Origin of the sequence: Trichocoleus sp. DQ-A1, from assembly GCF_039961955.1 — a bacterium.
Taxonomy (GTDB): Bacteria; Cyanobacteriota; Cyanobacteriia; order Cyanobacteriales; family FACHB-T130; genus FACHB-T130.
Genome location: NZ_JAMPKE010000001.1, coordinates 480,422 through 496,583, shown reverse-complemented (window position 1 = coordinate 496,583; position 16,162 = coordinate 480,422). Strand labels below are relative to the sequence as shown.

The following is a 16,162-nucleotide window of genomic DNA, read 5'->3' as shown; positions in this document are numbered from 1 at the left end:
ACATCTCAGGACGATACAGCGCCAGACAATTATACGGATAAGCGATCGCGACCGTCCCCATATCTGAGATAGAGAAAGCGCGATCGCTTGATTTAACTAGATTGGGAAACTCTAGCCGGATTAGTGACAGAGTGCTATTTGCGTGACAGAGAAAGGAAGTTCTTTGCTATCATCCACAGCCATTCTTCGTTCCCAGCTCTTTCGCTCAGAAATCCACCTGAAACCCGCCTGTTTTGCCTGTTCACGATTGTCATAGGTTACAAGAGCTTTAAAAAGAGCTTTGGGTCTTAAAGCTTTCTCAAACATAGCTTGCAAGTTTTCCATGCGATCAAAAAGAGCTGCGATTAACTGGCAATCAGTTAGTGCCCTATGCGTTCCAAAAACTCCAATGTCATGAGCTGCTGCCAATTCGAGCAAAGATTGACCGGAACGGGTTTGACGAGGCCATTTGAAATCGTTACAAGTACATACCCAAGGAAGCGGTTCCCCTTTAAAGTTCAATAAAGTAGGTAATATGCTTTTCCCATTTTTTGAGAGACCAAACCACTTCTTATCAAACTCGGCATTGTGCGCCACAACAACTTGCGCCATTTTTGCCATCTCAACGAGCATCCGCACTCCCCGATCAGCTTGTTCTGCTGTCATTTCCATTAGCGATGCTGGTTTAATTCGGTTTATATGCTCTGCCAGATTACTCTGTGCAGGCAAAATTATTGAAAATTGCTCGATGGTGGTTTGGTGCTTCACCGAATAAAGGATTGCTCCAATTTCTATCACCTGGCCCGCGTTTACTTCCAGATGTGTTGTCTCTGTATCGACGATTAAAACCTGATCGGGCGTGTGAAGCCGTTGCTGAGGTACAGCTAATGGATTGTGGTTCATAATGGAGATAACAAATTAACTACAGGCCCCCAGCCTTAGAGCTGGCGGGCTTTTTTTTGGCAATTCTGCCCTTGACATCCACAGCATAACTTTGCCAATATCGCCCTGTCAACTATTTAAGTAGCTAGTTCTTTTGTAATAATGTTCATAAGCGTGAGTAGTATCCGATATCATGAGTATAGTGAGACATGTCCTGATTAAGTCTCAAGTGGTAAACAAAGCGCTTATGAAAAAAATTCGCTGTAAGTTAAAGGATTTGATGGAAAAACGGGAGCTATCCCAGTACAAACTAGCAAAAGAGACGGGTCTTAGTATCAATGCCATCAGCAGGCTTTACAAAGGTGAGTTTGATCGAATTGACTGCAATACATCTGAAGTTTTATGCGACTACTTTGGCTGCGACTTATGCGAACTTTTTCCTCTAGAGGCTGATTCCTCAGAACGGATGGGAGAGGATGAGCTTCGGAAGCGATATGCAGCAGGAGAGAGGGATTTTTCAGGAGTAAACCTCAGCACTGCCAGCTTAATTGGGGAAAATCTGAGTGGGGCTATTCTAACTGGGGCTATGCTGACCTCAGCTATCTTGACTAGCGCAAACCTAAGCAAGGCAAACTTGGATCAGGCAGATCTGACAGGAGCATATCTGAAAAAAACAAACCTGAATGCAGCCACCCTAAGAGGAGCAAAGCTCCGTTTAGCAAGACTAGATGCGGCAAAACTTGTCTATGCAGAACTAACTGACGCAGACCTCAGCCAAACTTCTTTAGAAGATGCGGAGCTTCGTTGGGCAAACCTAAGTGGGGCAGTTTTAAGAGGAGCAAACTTAAATAACGCACAAATGGCTAGAGCGAACCTGAGAAAAGCCGACTTGACCAATGCAGAACTAACGGGAGCGCATTTAATGTGGGCAGACCTGAGTGAAGTAAAGGCGATTAGTGCTGCTCCTGAGGTGAGTAGTGCAAATTTTAGTAGTGCCGACTTGAGCGGTGCTAACCTCAGCAGTGCCAACCTGAGTGGTGTTGATCTAACAAATGTCAACCTCACAAATGCAAATTTGAGTAGTAGCAATCTGAGTCGTGCCATTCTGAATGGTGCTGACCTAACTGGTGCCATTCTAAATAGTGCCAATATGACCAATAGTATTTTAGAAAAAAGCTATCGGGGAAACACTACTGTGGTAGTAGCTTTGAGTGGTGCTGACTTGAGTGGTGCTGACTTGAGTGGTGCTGACTTGAGTGATGCTGACTTGAGTGGTGCTAACTTGAGTGGTGCTGACTTGACCCATACCAATCTGAGTGGTGTCAACTTAAGAAATGCTAATCTACAGAATGCTTCCTTGAACAAGGCTAAATTTAGGGGATCAACAATGCCTGATGGCAAAATATTTAGCAGTTCAGAAGAGGAGTTTTCCGAGTTCTAGCTGTTAGATTTAGATGGATTTTGCCGGTTGAGCGATCGCGCTAATTGTTGATAGAAATGCGATCGCATTCCCAATCCTTTCCGCAAGAGTTTAAACAGAGCGACCGCTTTCAATGCAAAAAACCCGCCAAGGCGGGTTTTTTTGTTTAGATGCGATTTCTAATCGCGGGATCATTGCAAAATTGCGATCGCGCTAATGAATGTCTGGAGATGTTCGCCAACAAATGCGGTGAATTGATGCGTTACTGGTAAACTATCGACGACAATGCCGGTGCAGAGCAGCATCATGTAGAGGATGGAGTATTTAAACAGCGATCGCGCGACCTGTTTATCTCCAGGTGACTGCAACATCTGCCATGCTTTCTTAATAAAGAGACTCCCCAGGATTGAGGCAACAATCCCATAAACGATACCAGACGCGCCCAAAGGATAAACCAGCAACAACGTCATCGGTACCATAATCAGCGTGTAAAGCCAAATTTGCCGAGTCGTGACCACTTCCCCTTCAACCACTGGCAGCATCGGAATCCCGACCTTGGCGTAGTCATCTCGAATCATTAAAGCTAACGCCCAGAAATGGGGAGGCGTCCACACAAACACAATCGCAAAAAGCAGCCAAGCTGCCCAGCTTAAGGTGCCGGTAACAGCTGCCCAACCCACAAGCGCCGGAATCGCCCCGGCTGCACCGCCAATCACGATGTTTTGCGTGGTGTGGCGTTTTAGCAAGTGGGTGTAGATGCCCATGTAGAAGACAACGCCTGAGATTGCTAAGAGGGCGGACAGCAGGTTGGCGAAGACTGTCAGCAAGGTAAAAGAAAGACAAGCCAGGACAATTGCAAAAATCAGCGCATCGCGGGACTGCACCCGACCAGAAGGAATCGGGCGGTGGCGGGTACGCTCCATTGCATAATCGATATCGCGATCGTATATGCAGTTAAGGGTTTGAGCAGATGCAGCAGCGAGAGTTCCGCCTGCCATCGTCACCAATAACAACAGGGGGTCTACCTGACCATCTGATGCCATCCACATACTCGCTGCCGTTGTGATCAATAGCAGAGGGATAATTCGGGGCTTTGTCAGCTGATAGTAACTTTGAATGACCTCTAGGAAGTTTTGGTGTCTGCGGGAGACATCGGTTCCAACTATCATTTCCTGCATTATTTATTTTTTCCTAAATTACTTAGCCTGCCGCAACCCGATCGCGCAAGGGTAAACGAGCGCAGGCTTTGTTTGTGGAGTCCCACCCGAAGGGGTGCAGATCGATGAAGAGCTATACGGAGGGGTTTGGAATGACACTGGCGCGATCGCGCAACGCCAAAACACTAAAAGCAACGAGCGTTCCGAGTAAGGCGGCTCCGACTGCCTGGTGGGCGACTGTCAAGGGTTCTACTTGGAGGTGTAAACGGAAGGTCGCCACCCCGAGAATCACTTGTAACACCAGTAAACCACCACCCAGATTAGCCAGACGGCGCAGCATCGGGTGCAGTGCGGGTGTGCGCCATGCCAAAAGCACGACAGCGACGATCGCTAAAGTTGGAGGAACGACACCCGCAATGTGGCTATTCATCACCGTACACAACTCTTGCGCCCCAAAGCACTGATGGAGCGCCCAGCGAGAACCCACTAATCCACCCAGGAGGCTTTGTAAATAGACCAAAATGGCAGCCGTTAAGCTCACCCAAGGCAATTTTCCAACCGTGCCCGTGCCTTGATAAGGCAAGAGTGCCGCGCCGATGGTCAGTAGGGTGATAAAAAACAACAGTGCTGTTCCCAGGTGAGCGGTGACAATGTCAAAACGCAGCAGTTGCGTGACCGTCAGTCCCCCCAAGACGCCCTGAAATACCACTAAAAAGAGTGCGAAGGTGGACGCCCAAGGCAACCATTTAGGGAGCGATCGCCGATGCCACCAGGAAAGAACCGCCAGCGCGATCGCGCCGAAGCCGATTGCTGCCGCGTCCAACCTGTGAAACCACTCCAGAAACACCTGAAGATTCATCTGCGAAGAAGGCACCAGTTGACCGTAGCATAGAGGCCAATCCGGGCACGCCAGCCCAGCATTCATCACCCTCGTGGCACTCCCAATCGCCATCAAAACCAGCGTAGCTACGCCCAACCGAAACACCAAGCGACGGATCTTGTCCCTAGGGTGGGAATCCTCCGGAGTGCGAACATCCTGATGAAGGACGGATTCTGTCATAGCGTTCAAAAAGCTAATTTTTCACCAATCAAATCAGAGTATCCGCTCAATTCCAACCTAGCATCTGAATGGAGGAAGATGACCGGCTCTAGCTACCACTCTAATGACCCCGTTGCATCATCAGCCACCGCTTTAGGAATTTCTTCCAATTGCCGAGATTTGGCGGAAATTGAGGCGAATTAGGGCAATGCAATAACCTCTGCGGCTAAAATTTTTAGATTTCTTCTAAATCAAGTATTTCATTGTAAAAAAGAATACTGGTATTCAAAGAGAAAACCGCTAGAATCCAGAAGCAATCTTCTAGCTCTAAATCCCGAATCCCTGACAGGGTGGGAGACGCCTCCCAGGATTCATCCTAGCGGAAATGGCTTTGTCTGCTGGTACCTTTCCTGAAAATGGCGGCGATCCCAAAAAAATTCCAAAAGATAACTCAGATTGGCTCACCTTTATGGGATCTCTGCCTTACCGTGGTTAATGAGGCTCTTACTGATTTCCTAAGATCGAACACAAAGGCAGCTTCACTTCGAGGCAGTCTAGATAGACCAAATCGGTCTGGGCATCAGCCCACACTGTTTTGTTTAGAATTGCACCAAATCCAAGACAAAGCCCGTGAAAATCCCAAGCTCGATATTAACTTTACTGGTTGGCATTGTGCTGACCCTTGTCAGCCTGTGGTACGGTCAAAACCACGGTCTTTTGCCGATAGCAGCCTCTGAGGAAGCAACCCTAATCGACAGGCTGTTTAACGCGATGATGACCATTTCCACAGGTCTGTTCCTGCTGGTTCAGGGAATAATTATCATTGCGGCAATTAGATTTCGGCAACGTCCTGGCGATGATACGGACGGGCCACCCGTGCATGGCAACGTTCCCTTAGAAATTTTGTGGACGGCGATTCCAGCGGTGATCGTCCTGGGAATCTCGATCTACAGTTTTGAGGTTTATGGTCAAATCGGCGGACTGAATCCGATGGATCATTCGGTTGCTCACGCTCCGAGTCATCAGCAGGTTGCCAAAATGCCTGGAGCGGCGATTGCAGCTACCTTAACAGAGGCTGAAAACGCCACGGACACTGAAAATCGCAATCAGCAGCTGCAAGATAAAGTCTTAGAAGACCCCGCTACGGCAAAAGTCCGCAAGGAGCTTCCTCAACTGCGGGATTCAGCCGATGTAGGCGTAACTTCCGGTCGCATTGGTCCCACACCTGACAAGCAAGGTCAAGATCCAGAATTTTATGTGAATGTTACGGGTCTACAGTTTGCTTGGCTTTTTAGCTACCCCGGAACCGATGTGACAGCGGGCGAATTGCATCTTCCGCTTGGACGGGAAGTGAAATTGAACATCTCGGCAAATGATGTTATACACGCTTTTTGGGTGCCTGAGTTTCGCCTCAAGCAGGATGCGGTTCCAGGACGCCAAACTGAGCTGCGGTTTACACCCAACAGACTCGGTGAGTATCCGCTCATTTGTGCGGAACTCTGTGGTGCTTATCATGGAGTCATGAAGACAACGGTCATTGTTCAGACCCCCGAAGATTTCCAGAATTGGCTTGCCGAGCAGCAAGAAGTTGCCAGTTCGGAGGCTCTCGATCGGGCGGTGGCAATAAACCCCGCAGAACGCTCAGATGCTGAGTTTTTGGCTCCCTACGCCAGTGAAATGGGGATCGATGCCGAAACTCTACACCCTCTCCACCACCACTGAGTAAGAGAGTGATGAGTGATGAGTGTTGAGTTGTGAGTTAAAAAAGTCCTCGTAAAAATCTTTTATTTAATTCAAAACTCAAAATTCAAAACTCAAAACTCTTCTGACCCCCCTTAACTTCTGAATTTGAGATGACACAAGTAGAGCTTCAAGAAAAAGCAAATCTACCAGCCCACGGTGAACAACCGAAGGTAACGCATTGGCGAGAATACTTTAGCTTTAGTACCGACCACAAAGTGATTGGGATTCAATACCTGGTCACGACGTTTATCTTTTATTTGATTGGTGGAGTCCTGGCAACAGCCGTTCGCACGGAACTGGCAACCCCAGAGTCCGATTTTGTCGCCCCAGATGTTTACAACAGCTTATTTACGGTTCACGCGACGGTGATGATCTTCTTGTGGATCGTGCCTGCGGGAACCGGCGGCTTTGGGAATTACCTGGTGCCCTTGCTGATTGGAGCAAGGGATATGGCGTTTCCGAGACTGAATGCGATCGCCTTCTGGATCATCCCACCGGCCGGGTTGCTGCTGTTGAGCAGTTTCTTGGTCGGGGCACCCGGTGCGGGTTGGACTTCTTATCCCCCCTTGAGCGTTGTTAGTGGCAAACCCGGTGAAGCGATTTGGATTCTCAGCGTCCTGATCCTGGGAACCTCTTCGATCCTGGCAGCAATCAACTTTCTCGTCACCATCTGGAAGATGCGGACGCCAGGGATGGGGTGGAATCAAATGCCCTTGTTCTGCTGGGCAATGCTCGCCACTTCTGCATTGGCTCTCATCGCTACGCCAGTCTTAGCAGGGGCACTGATTCTATTATCCTTTGACCTGCTGGTGGGTACGTCCTTCTTTAACCCGACCGGGGGGGGCGATCCCATCGTGTATCAGCACCTATTCTGGTTTTACTCCCACCCGGCGGTCTACATCATGATCCTCCCCTTCTTCGGGATGATCTCAGAAATTTTGCCGGTTCACGCCCGCAAGCCGATTTTTGGTTATAAGGCGATCGCTTATTCCAGTCTGGCGATCAGCTTTTTGGGGCTAATCGTCTGGGCGCACCATATGTTTACCAGCGGCACCCCTGCCTGGCTGCGGATGTTTTTCATGATCACCACAATGGTGATTGCTGTCCCTACCGGGATCAAAGTATTTAGCTGGTTGGCAACCATTTGGGGCGGCAAACTGCGCCTGAACAGCGCCATGCTGTTCGCAATGGGCTTCATCTCCATGTTTGTCATCGGCGGCATCAGTGGCGTCATGGTGGCAGCTGTGCCCTTTGATATCCACGTTCACGACACCTACTTTGTCGTGGCTCACCTGCACTACGTCCTCTTTGGCGGCAGTGTTTTCGGCATTTATGCCGGATTCTATCACTGGTTCCCCAAGATGACGGGGCGGATGCTGAACGAAACTTGGGGCAAAGTTCACTTTGTCCTGATGTTGGTTGGCTTCAATATGGCATTCCTGCCGATGCACAAGCTAGGTCTAGAAGGGATGAACCGACGGATTGCTTCGTATGACCCGAAATTTACCACTCTCAACGTGATCTGCACGATTGGAGCATACATCCTCGCCGTCTCCACCATTCCTTTCATTGTTAATGCCTGCTGGAGTTGGATAGCGGGTCCCAAGGCACCTGATAACCCCTGGCAAGGACTGACCCTAGAGTGGATGACAACCTCGCCCCCGCCACCGGAAAACTTTGAAAAAGACCCAGTGTTAGCCACTGGGCCTTATGACTATGGTATGGGCGATCGCCGCACTCAAGTAGAGGTGCCCTTTGACGAGCCTCGAAATCCAGTCTTGGCTGCTGGCCCTGACTCGGCTCTCCGTGCCGATCCCGATCCCGCAGTGGCGGTGAATCCCGATGACCGCCAAGGAGAAAGTCACAATCGGTAATGGTAATCGGTAATCGGGATCGGGAAACGATGACCCATTACCGATTCTCCACTACCCATTACGTATCCAACTCTTTCTAGAGGAGATTCATGCAAGGTTCAACGATTGACCCAGCGAAAACTGCCCTCAACTATCACCACAACTCAGAAGCGACTGTGGAAGCCCACGGCGTAGAACATCATGATTTCCGCATCCAGGGGCTGATTGTGTTTCTGATTGCGGAAGGCATGATCTTTGTCGGCTTATTTACCGCCTATCTCGCCTTTCGCGCTGTGGCACCCAGTTGGCCCCCGGAAGGAACGCCAAAGTTAGAGCTATTACTGCCCGGAATCAACACACTGATTCTGATTTCTAGCAGTTTCGTGATCCACAATGCGGATACTGCCATCAAAAAGAACGATGTGGCAGGTTTAAGGACTTGGTTTGCCGCAACTGCCTTAATGGGAGCGATTTTCCTGGGGGGTCAGGTTTACGAGTATACCCATTTGGAATTTGGCCTCAGCACTAACTTGTTTGCCAGCACGTTTTATGTTCTGACTGGTTTCCACGGTCTCCACGTTCTTTTAGGACTAGGGGCGATGATTGCTGTTTTGTGGCGCAGTTTAAAACCCGGTCACTACAGCAGCGAACACCACTTTGGCGTTGAAGCCGCAGAGATTTATTGGCACTTCGTCGATATTGTGTGGATTATTTTGTTCACCATCCTCTATCTGATTTGAATCTTTGTTTTTGCTTTTTTGACAAAGCTTGCCCCCAATTGGGGGCTTTTTTATGAGGAAAAGTTACTCTACTGATTGGAGGCGGGAAGGAGTCCTAAAATTTTAGATTTGGGGTTTGGGATTTTGAGTTGAAAATCTTAGACAGTCAGCGACTTTCCCGATTGAAAATCATGCAACTGTTCCGCAAATTGGTATGAATCGATGGACGCAGATGAACTACTGAGGAAATATGTAGAGGGCGAAAGAGATTTTTGTCTAGCCGACCTAAGTGGAGCCGACCTGAGTGGGGTAAATCTCAGTCAGGCGGATTTTAGTGGGGCCAACTTAAAAAAAGCTACCTTGAGTCGAGCGATTCTGAGCCGATGCACCCTAGCCGCAACCCACATGGAGGAAGCGGACTTGTGTGAGGCAGACTTGCGTAGAGCCGATTTGAGTGGAGCTGAAATGTTTGGAGCCTTCTTAATTGCAGCCAACCTGAGTTTAGCCGACTTGATTGGCACCGACTTGACGAAAGCCAATTTGAGTTTAACCGACTTGATTGGAGCTGACTTGATTGGAACTGACTTGAGTGAAGCTAACTTGAGTTTAGCCGACCTGCGGGGAGCTGACCTGAGTGGAGCTAATCTCAATGAGGCTAATCTGAGTGCATCCCATCTCTATGAAGCTGACTTGAGTGAGGCCAACTTGGAGGGAACGAACTTCCGGAGAGCGCTCTACAACGAACAAACTAAGTTTCCCGAAGAGTTTGATCCAAAACTAGCAGGAGCATTGTTGATTGCCCCGAATGTATTGCTGGCAGGGCTAGACCTGAGTAGAGCGAACCTTCCTGGGGTTAATCTGCGTGGAGCTAACTTGAGCGGTACTAACTTGAGCAAGGCAGATATGGTTTGGGTAGATTTGAGTGGAGCCAATTTGAGTGGAGCTAATTTGAGTGGAGCCAATTTGAGTGGAGCCAATTTGAGTGGAGCCGACCTCAGCGAAGCTAATTTGAGTGGAGCCATCATGCCGGATGGCAGCCTTCACGACTAGGTCAGATCAAACAGTGAGAGATTAGACAAGACTCGTAGGGCGAATCTCTGAAAGGATTTATGCTGTTAGCGATCGCTCCATTGTTTCTCAAACTGGGCATAAGCTTGATTAATTGCCTGCATTTGAGCTTGGGCATTGGTAGAAGGATTAACATCAGGGTGATACTGCCTTCCCAAACGTCGGTAAGCACGCTTAACATCATCAGCATCAGCGTTCCTTTCCACGCCTAAAACTTCCCACCATTCCCCAGATGGCACTGCGTCAAGTGTAGATTCACTCACGCCAAAGCATTTTTGCCAAATTTTCAGTGTGTTCTTCTCACCGCCACTCACCAGCGTCTGTCCATCGAAACTGAAAGCAACAGGATGACGCCCAGGCAGAGTATCCAGCAGTTCTCCATCTAGGTTCCAAAGTTTGATAGTACCGTCTCGGCTGCCACTGGCGAGGGTTTTTCCATCAGGGTTAATAGCGATAGAAACAACCCCAGATGAATGTCCTGTAAGAGTGCGAAGCAATTCTCCAGTCTGGAAATTCCACAACTTAATTGTCGCGTCTCCACTCCCACTCGCTAGAGTCTTTCCATCCGGGCTGAAGGCGACAGAAGTAACCCAGCCTGAATGTCCGATAAGGATGCGATGCTGTTGTCCACCGCTCAAATTCCAAAGCCTGATAGTTTGATCGGCACTTCCACTAGCAAGAATTTGGCTATCAGGACTAATCGCAACAGACAAAACCGCGTCAGAATGTCCATTAAGAGTGCTTCTTAGTTTTCCCGTATAGGCACCCCAAAGCCTAATCGTTTTATCAGCGCTTCCACTCGCAATAATTTTTCCGTCAGGGCTGAAGGAAACTGAGTAAACAAAGCCCGAATGACTGTAAGAGGAGTTTAAATAAAAAAAGGTGCGGAGAAATTCTTTTTTAGGCAGATTCCAGGTAGTAATTTTTTGGTCAAAACTGCCACTGGCAATCGTTTGACCATCTGGGCTAATTGCCACTGAAGAAACTTCCTGTCCTTGCCCAAAGAAGTTAAAAATCTGTTTTCCAGTCTTCAGGCTCCACAGGGTAACGATTCTATCATCACTCCCACTAGCAATCGTCTGATTATCAGAGCTGATGGCAATTGAATTGACTGCGGCTGAATGCTCTTTTAGGGTGTGTACGCATTTCCAGCCTTGAGGTGTCTGAGACTCAATTTTTGTCAATCCTGGTGCCATCTTAGGCTGAGAAGATTCCGGTTGAGGTAACGGTGTTTGATGAGTAGAAATTTTAGGCGTTACAGAGGGATTTAAACTTGGGTGAAATGTAGAAAATTTGGATGAAATATTTTTATAAGGTGCAGAATAATTTAGATTTAAAACAGTCTTCGCTGGTATTTTTGCTTTTAGCGCCTTCAACTCGTCTTCAATTTCTATAGCGGCAAATTTTTCCTCTAAAACATCACCTGCTAGCTTCTTATCTAGCGCTGCTAATTCTAGCTCTAGAAGAGCATTAGTATAAGCTTCTTGCCATGATACTTTCTCTTCCATCCGCTCGAAAGCTTGATATGCGGTTTCCCCGCTTCCAGAGCCGTCAATCAGCTTCAATAAACCGTAAACTCCCAGCCCAAAAACTGCACCTGTTGCCGCAAAAGAACCCATACCAATTCCAACCGCTGTTCCCTTGAAAGCTAATCCCATGCCGCCAAAAACAGAGGAAAAACCTGCGCCGCCTACTGCACCAATTCCCATCGAACCTAAAGCGAAAGCATCTCCTTCTCCTATCACTTTGAATGCTCCATAAGCAGCAGCACCAGCAACCGCGCCCGCTGCTGTAACGGGTGCCATGCCAATTCCAACTGCTCCGAATCCTCCGACTAATCCCATCCCACCAACTGCTGCGGAAACTCCAGCACCCGCCGCCGCGCCTCCGGTAACAAATGCAGCACCTGAGATAACATCATCTTGTTTATGGGTTTGAAACATTGCTTTTTTTGCTAGATGGCTGGGATAATTTGGCAACTGGAAGTTTCTTTATATACCTAGCACAAGCAAGTTTAGCCTTAAATCGTATTTTTACTGAATTTTAAATTTGTTTACAACAAATCCAATTAGTATTTGTTGCTATCTGAAATTATTTGTGAAGGCAAAAACAGTGTATTGAACCGCAAAGACACAAAGAACACGTTGGCGTTCGCGTAGCGGCGCGGATGTGCTTAGCCTGTGCGTTAGCGAAGCGGCTCTGAAAGAGCTAGCGCTTAGGAAGAGACAAAGAGGAACTGATTGGTTCACGAAGGAAATAGATTGCTATAGTCTCAATTTCATTGACGTTATGTTTTTAGTGAATAGCACATGAAAAGCGCCTCACTTTTTTCATCGACATATAATGATGTTAGATAGTCTTGAGTTATAAGCCTTATCAAAAAATGCAGTGTGAATTGTGTGAAAGAGAAGTGGAGCGGTTGACCGTCCATCACTTGATTCCAAGGCAGAAAACGAAACGGAAAAATGAAGAGCCAGGACCGACTGCAAAGATATGTTCTGCCTGTCATCGGCAAATACATAATTTATTTGACAATACGCGATTAGCCCAGGAACTTAATTCTTTGGATAGGCTGAAGGATGAGCCGCAAATGGAGAAGTTTTTGTCTTGGGTGAAGAAGCAAGACCCGAATAAGCGCGTTAGAGTGCATCGGGGAAACCATCAAAGATTAAAAAACTAATTTTTAATGGTTTAGGGGTTTTGCGATCGCTTTAATAACTCCTCTGCATTAGAAGCCCACTGGGTATTCCCTTGGGCAGTGTAAAGCTGTTTGGCATATTGCAAAACTTGCTGGGCGTCACTGTAACGACCTTGGCGCAGGAAGACTAACCCAGCAGCGTAGTAGGCATTGGGGTAGTTAGAATTAGCCTCTGCTGCCTTGCGAAAGGCGGCGAGAGCTTCGTCTAAATTCCCCTGATTCATCAGGATGGAACCGAGATTATAGTGGGCTTCTGGATATTTAGGGCTGATTTTAATGGCTTGCTGGAATGCCTTTTTTGCTTCGTTCAGGTTGTTTTGTTGTAGATAAGCGAGTCCCAAATGATAAGCAGGTTCTGGTGCGTTGGGACTCAACTGCATCGCTTGTTTAAAAGATGCGATCGCTCGTTCCTCGTCTCCCTGCTGTTCCCTTACCAAACCTAGATTGTAATGAGCAACTCCCAACTGTGGGTTGAGTTCCAGCGCCCGTGACAAATAATCACCCGCCTGCTGCAAGTTGTTTCCCTCAAGCAGTGCTGCACCCAAATTGGCATAGGCGAGAGCAAAGTTAGGATCGGCTTGGACTGCTTGGTAAAAGGCATCCGCTGCTGGCTGCAATTGCCCCACCTGACGCAAAGCCAGCCCCAAGTTGTAATGTGCGGGTGCCAGTTTGGGGTCGAGTTTGGCGGCTTGTCGAAAAGAGGCGATCGCTTCTTGTGTTTTTGCTTGACCGATTAGCTGGAGTCCCTGATTTATCAAGTCCACCGCCGATTGAGCTTGAGCAATTTGTACCGGCGTCGCGGGTGTCCCAGCCACCGCTGGTGTCATCCTCCCACCCAGTAACAGTATTAACCCTCCAGCTATCCATCTCATCTGCTGGTACGTTCTCATTCTCCGTGTCACCTCTTTACAATTGTTACGTTTGTCGCCCACCCATTCAGATTTTCTTCTAACAAATTTGCGGTTATTTGTTGCATATATTCATAAAATTTATAGCTAATTAATACTGATTCATTCAACTTAAGTTTTTGCTGGGTTTGCTTTAAAAGAAATTGCAATTTCTCAGTCATTGCCCCTAGAACGCGCTAACCTCACATTCAGGGATACAAAATTCCATCTAACTGTTAACAGCGATCGCCATCGGCACGGGAGGGCAAAAATTCTCCGGAAGCTGCCAATGGCATCAATCCCGTATACCCATGCGATCGCTCACATCTCTACATCTTTTTTATTTTGTTGGGGGTGAATCATGAACGAAAAAGTCATGTCCGGGGTACGCAATGTTGCAATTGTTGGCCCCTATTTAAGTGGCAAAACTACGTTACTAGAAAGTTTGCTTTTCGTCACGGGTGCGATTTCCCGCAAAGGTCGCACTTCAGACGGTAACACGGTGGGAGATAGTTCCCAAGAGGCACGCGATCGCCACATGAGCGTGGAAGTATCAACTGCTAGCACCGAGTACGACAGTGTCCACTTCACCTTTGTCGATTGTCCCGGATCGGTTGAATTTGCTCAAGAAACTTACAATGCTCTAATTGGCGTTGATGCAGCAATTGTCGTGTGCGAACCCGTAAGCGATCGCGTCATGACTCTCGCGCCGCTATTTAAATTCCTCGACGACTGGGAAATTCCGCACCTAGTCTTCATCAACAAAATGGATCGGGCGAACAACAACTTCATGGACGTGCTGCACGCCCTAAAAACAGTCTCCAGTCGCCCCGTGATCCCACACCAGTATCCCATTGGTCAAGGCGAACAGCTCAGCGGCTTTATCGACCTGGTGAGCGAACAAGCTTATCACTACCATCCTGGTGCCGCCGCCGACCCGGTGCCGATGCCAGATAACCTCAAAGAGCAGGAACAAGCCGCCCGTGCCGAAATGCTGGAGGAATTGGCAAATTTTGACGACCACCTGCTAGAAGAACTGCTAGAAGAAATTAACCCCCCCCAAGAAGAAATTCTCCAAGACTTGAAGATGGAGTTAGGGGCAGATTTGATCGTGCCTGTATTCCTGGGCGTTGCCGAGCAAGATTACGGAGTGCGACCGTTGCTGGAAGCGTTGTTGCGAGAAGCACCCGACCCATCCACCACTGCCGAACGTCGGGGAATTGTTCTCCATGCCGATGCCCCCCTCGCGCAAGCGATTAAAACCTATTACACTCCTCAAGGCGGGAAAATCTCCCTGGTGCGGGTGTGGCAGGGCACCTTGACTGATGGAATTGTCCTCAATGGCGTTCGGACTGGTGGCTTGTATCGTCTGATGGGTCAGCAACAACAGCCGCTGACTTCAGCCGAAGCCGGTGAGATTGTCGTCTTGGGACGCTTAGAGGGAATTAAAACAGGCGATACCTTGACCGCTTCCGGCGACCCACTGGCGACCGAACTCCCCAAAGCCGAGCAAATGGCACCCGTTTTTGCTTTAGCGATTACGCCCGAAAAACGCAACGATGAAGTTAAACTCAGCAGCGCCATCACAAAGCTGCTAGAAGAAGACCCCTCCCTAGCTTGGGAACAACATGGAGACACCCACGAAGTCATCCTTTGGGGTCAAGGTGAAATTCATCTGCAAGTTGCCCTCGACCGACTGCGGCGCAAGTACAACCTGCCAATGACGACTCACCTGCCCCGCGTTCCCTACAAAGAAACCATCCGCAAACCTGCATCCTCGATTCACGGGCGCTACAAGCACCAAAGTGGCGGTCACGGACAGTTTGGTGATGTTTATCTGGATATCAAGCCGCTGTCGCGTGGCGAAGGCGTTAACTTCAGTCAAACAATTGTCGGTGGCGTCGTACCGAGACAGTATATCCCTGGCGTTGAGACGGGTGTTCGGGAGTATTTGGTACATGGCCCCTTGGGCTTCCCCGTGGTCGATGTAGCAGTGACGCTGACGAATGGTTCCTACCATTCGGTTGATAGTTCCGAACAAGCGTTTAAACAGGCAGCCCGGATTGCGATGCAGGAAGGAATGCCCAAGTGCGAACCAACGCTCCTAGAACCGATTACCGCGATTCAGGCGTGTGCCCCAGCCGAATTTACCTCTAAGGTTCTTCAGCTAGTCAGCGGACGTCGGGGACAAATTCTCGGCTACGAAGGGAAGTCGGATTGGCCCGGTTGGGATTGCATTTCTGCTTACTTACCCCAAGCAGAGATGCACAACTTTATTGTGGAATTGCGATCGCTTACAATGGGCGTCGGCTTCTTTCACTGGAAGTACGACCATCTCCAAGAAGTTCCAGACAAGCTGGTTGAACGCGCGATCGCAACTTCTGGAAACGGCAACGGCGCACATTAACTAGAAAAGTTATGAGTTTTGAATTTTGAATTCTGAATTAATTGCTCATCATTCAAAACTCATCACTAAGCTACTCTTCAAGGCGTTTTTTGCGAATCTTCACCGAATGACTGCTACACAAATCTGGTATATTGTCAAGCGTCAAGAAGGAAAATGCGAAATCCTCTCCAGCGAACAAGTCGAAGGAGAGGATAAATCAGCTTTTGTGGAACGATGGGGACCATTTGATTCTCAAGCGGAAGCGATCGCTCGTCGCGTCGGCTTAATTCGCGCTGGAAAGTGCCAACCCCAATAAGTTATGAGTTTTGAG

General features: G+C 48.5%; 13 protein-coding genes. 8 read left to right on the top strand and 5 right to left on the bottom strand.

The window, feature by feature from the left end; all coding sequences use genetic code 11:
• Nucleotides 1-120 precede the first annotated feature (120 nt).
• Nucleotides 121-882: an exonuclease domain-containing protein gene (locus NDI33_RS02190; RefSeq protein WP_190678507.1), complete on the bottom strand. Its 762-nt coding sequence runs from the start codon at nt 880-882 to the stop codon at nt 121-123.
• Nucleotides 883-1,108: 226 nt separating this feature from the next.
• Between NDI33_RS02190 and NDI33_RS02185 the strand changes: the two genes are divergently transcribed.
• Nucleotides 1,109-2,302 (top strand): pentapeptide repeat-containing protein, encoded by a 1,194-nt coding sequence (locus NDI33_RS02185; protein ID WP_190678505.1) that lies wholly within the window; start codon nt 1,109-1,111, stop codon nt 2,300-2,302.
• Between the two features lie 170 nt (nt 2,303-2,472).
• Here NDI33_RS02185 and NDI33_RS02180 read toward each other — a convergent pair whose 3' ends face one another.
• Nucleotides 2,473-3,459 (bottom strand): heme o synthase, encoded by a 987-nt coding sequence (locus NDI33_RS02180; RefSeq protein ID WP_190678503.1) that lies wholly within the window; start codon nt 3,457-3,459, stop codon nt 2,473-2,475.
• 112 nt (nt 3,460-3,571) lie between these two features.
• Nucleotides 3,572-4,498 carry a heme A synthase gene (locus tag NDI33_RS02175; RefSeq protein WP_190678501.1) on the bottom strand — a complete coding sequence of 309 codons (927 nt, stop codon included), beginning with the start codon at nt 4,496-4,498 and terminating at the stop codon, nt 3,572-3,574.
• 609 nt (nt 4,499-5,107) lie between these two features.
• Here NDI33_RS02175 and NDI33_RS02170 point away from each other — a divergent pair.
• The 4 genes from NDI33_RS02170 (at nt 5,108) to NDI33_RS02155 (ending at nt 9,842) form a co-directional block, all read left to right on the top strand.
• Nucleotides 5,108-6,199 carry a cytochrome c oxidase subunit II gene (locus NDI33_RS02170; protein WP_190678499.1) on the top strand — a complete coding sequence of 364 codons (1,092 nt, stop codon included), beginning with the start codon at nt 5,108-5,110 and terminating at the stop codon, nt 6,197-6,199.
• Between the two features lie 131 nt (nt 6,200-6,330).
• Nucleotides 6,331-8,094, top strand: a complete 1,764-nt coding sequence (ctaD, locus tag NDI33_RS02165; protein WP_190410977.1) for a cytochrome c oxidase subunit I — start codon at nt 6,331-6,333, stop codon at nt 8,092-8,094.
• A gap of 89 nt (nt 8,095-8,183) precedes the next feature.
• On the top strand, nt 8,184-8,813 hold the full coding sequence (locus NDI33_RS02160) for a heme-copper oxidase subunit III (protein ID WP_190410978.1): 630 nt from the start codon (nt 8,184-8,186) through the stop codon (nt 8,811-8,813).
• A gap of 201 nt (nt 8,814-9,014) precedes the next feature.
• A complete protein-coding gene (locus tag NDI33_RS02155) occupies nt 9,015-9,842 on the top strand; it encodes a pentapeptide repeat-containing protein (protein WP_190410979.1) in 828 nt (275 codons plus the stop codon).
• A gap of 65 nt (nt 9,843-9,907) precedes the next feature.
• On the opposite strand, the gene NDI33_RS02150 is transcribed toward NDI33_RS02155, so the two are convergent.
• Entirely contained in the window at nt 9,908-11,803 is a 1,896-nt protein-coding gene (locus NDI33_RS02150; RefSeq protein ID WP_190678497.1) for a DnaJ domain-containing protein, read from the bottom strand.
• A gap of 440 nt (nt 11,804-12,243) precedes the next feature.
• On the opposite strand from NDI33_RS02150, the gene NDI33_RS02145 reads away from it, so the two are divergent.
• The gene (locus NDI33_RS02145; protein WP_190678495.1) at nt 12,244-12,540 is read left to right on the top strand and encodes an HNH endonuclease; all 297 of its coding nucleotides are present in this window, start codon (nt 12,244-12,246) and stop codon (nt 12,538-12,540) included.
• A gap of 11 nt (nt 12,541-12,551) precedes the next feature.
• Here the strand turns inward: NDI33_RS02145 and NDI33_RS02140 are convergent, their stop codons facing one another.
• Complete coding sequence (locus NDI33_RS02140; protein ID WP_347275946.1) at nt 12,552-13,430, bottom strand: tetratricopeptide repeat protein; 879 nt, start codon at nt 13,428-13,430, stop codon at nt 12,552-12,554.
• 376 nt (nt 13,431-13,806) lie between these two features.
• Between NDI33_RS02140 and NDI33_RS02135 the strand changes: the two genes are divergently transcribed.
• Nucleotides 13,807-15,852 (top strand): elongation factor G, encoded by a 2,046-nt coding sequence (locus NDI33_RS02135; protein WP_190678491.1) that lies wholly within the window; start codon nt 13,807-13,809, stop codon nt 15,850-15,852.
• Between the two features lie 106 nt (nt 15,853-15,958).
• On the top strand, nt 15,959-16,147 hold the full coding sequence (locus tag NDI33_RS02130; protein ID WP_190430219.1) for a DDE transposase family protein: 189 nt from the start codon (nt 15,959-15,961) through the stop codon (nt 16,145-16,147).
• The last annotated feature ends 15 nt before the right edge of the window (nt 16,148-16,162 follow it).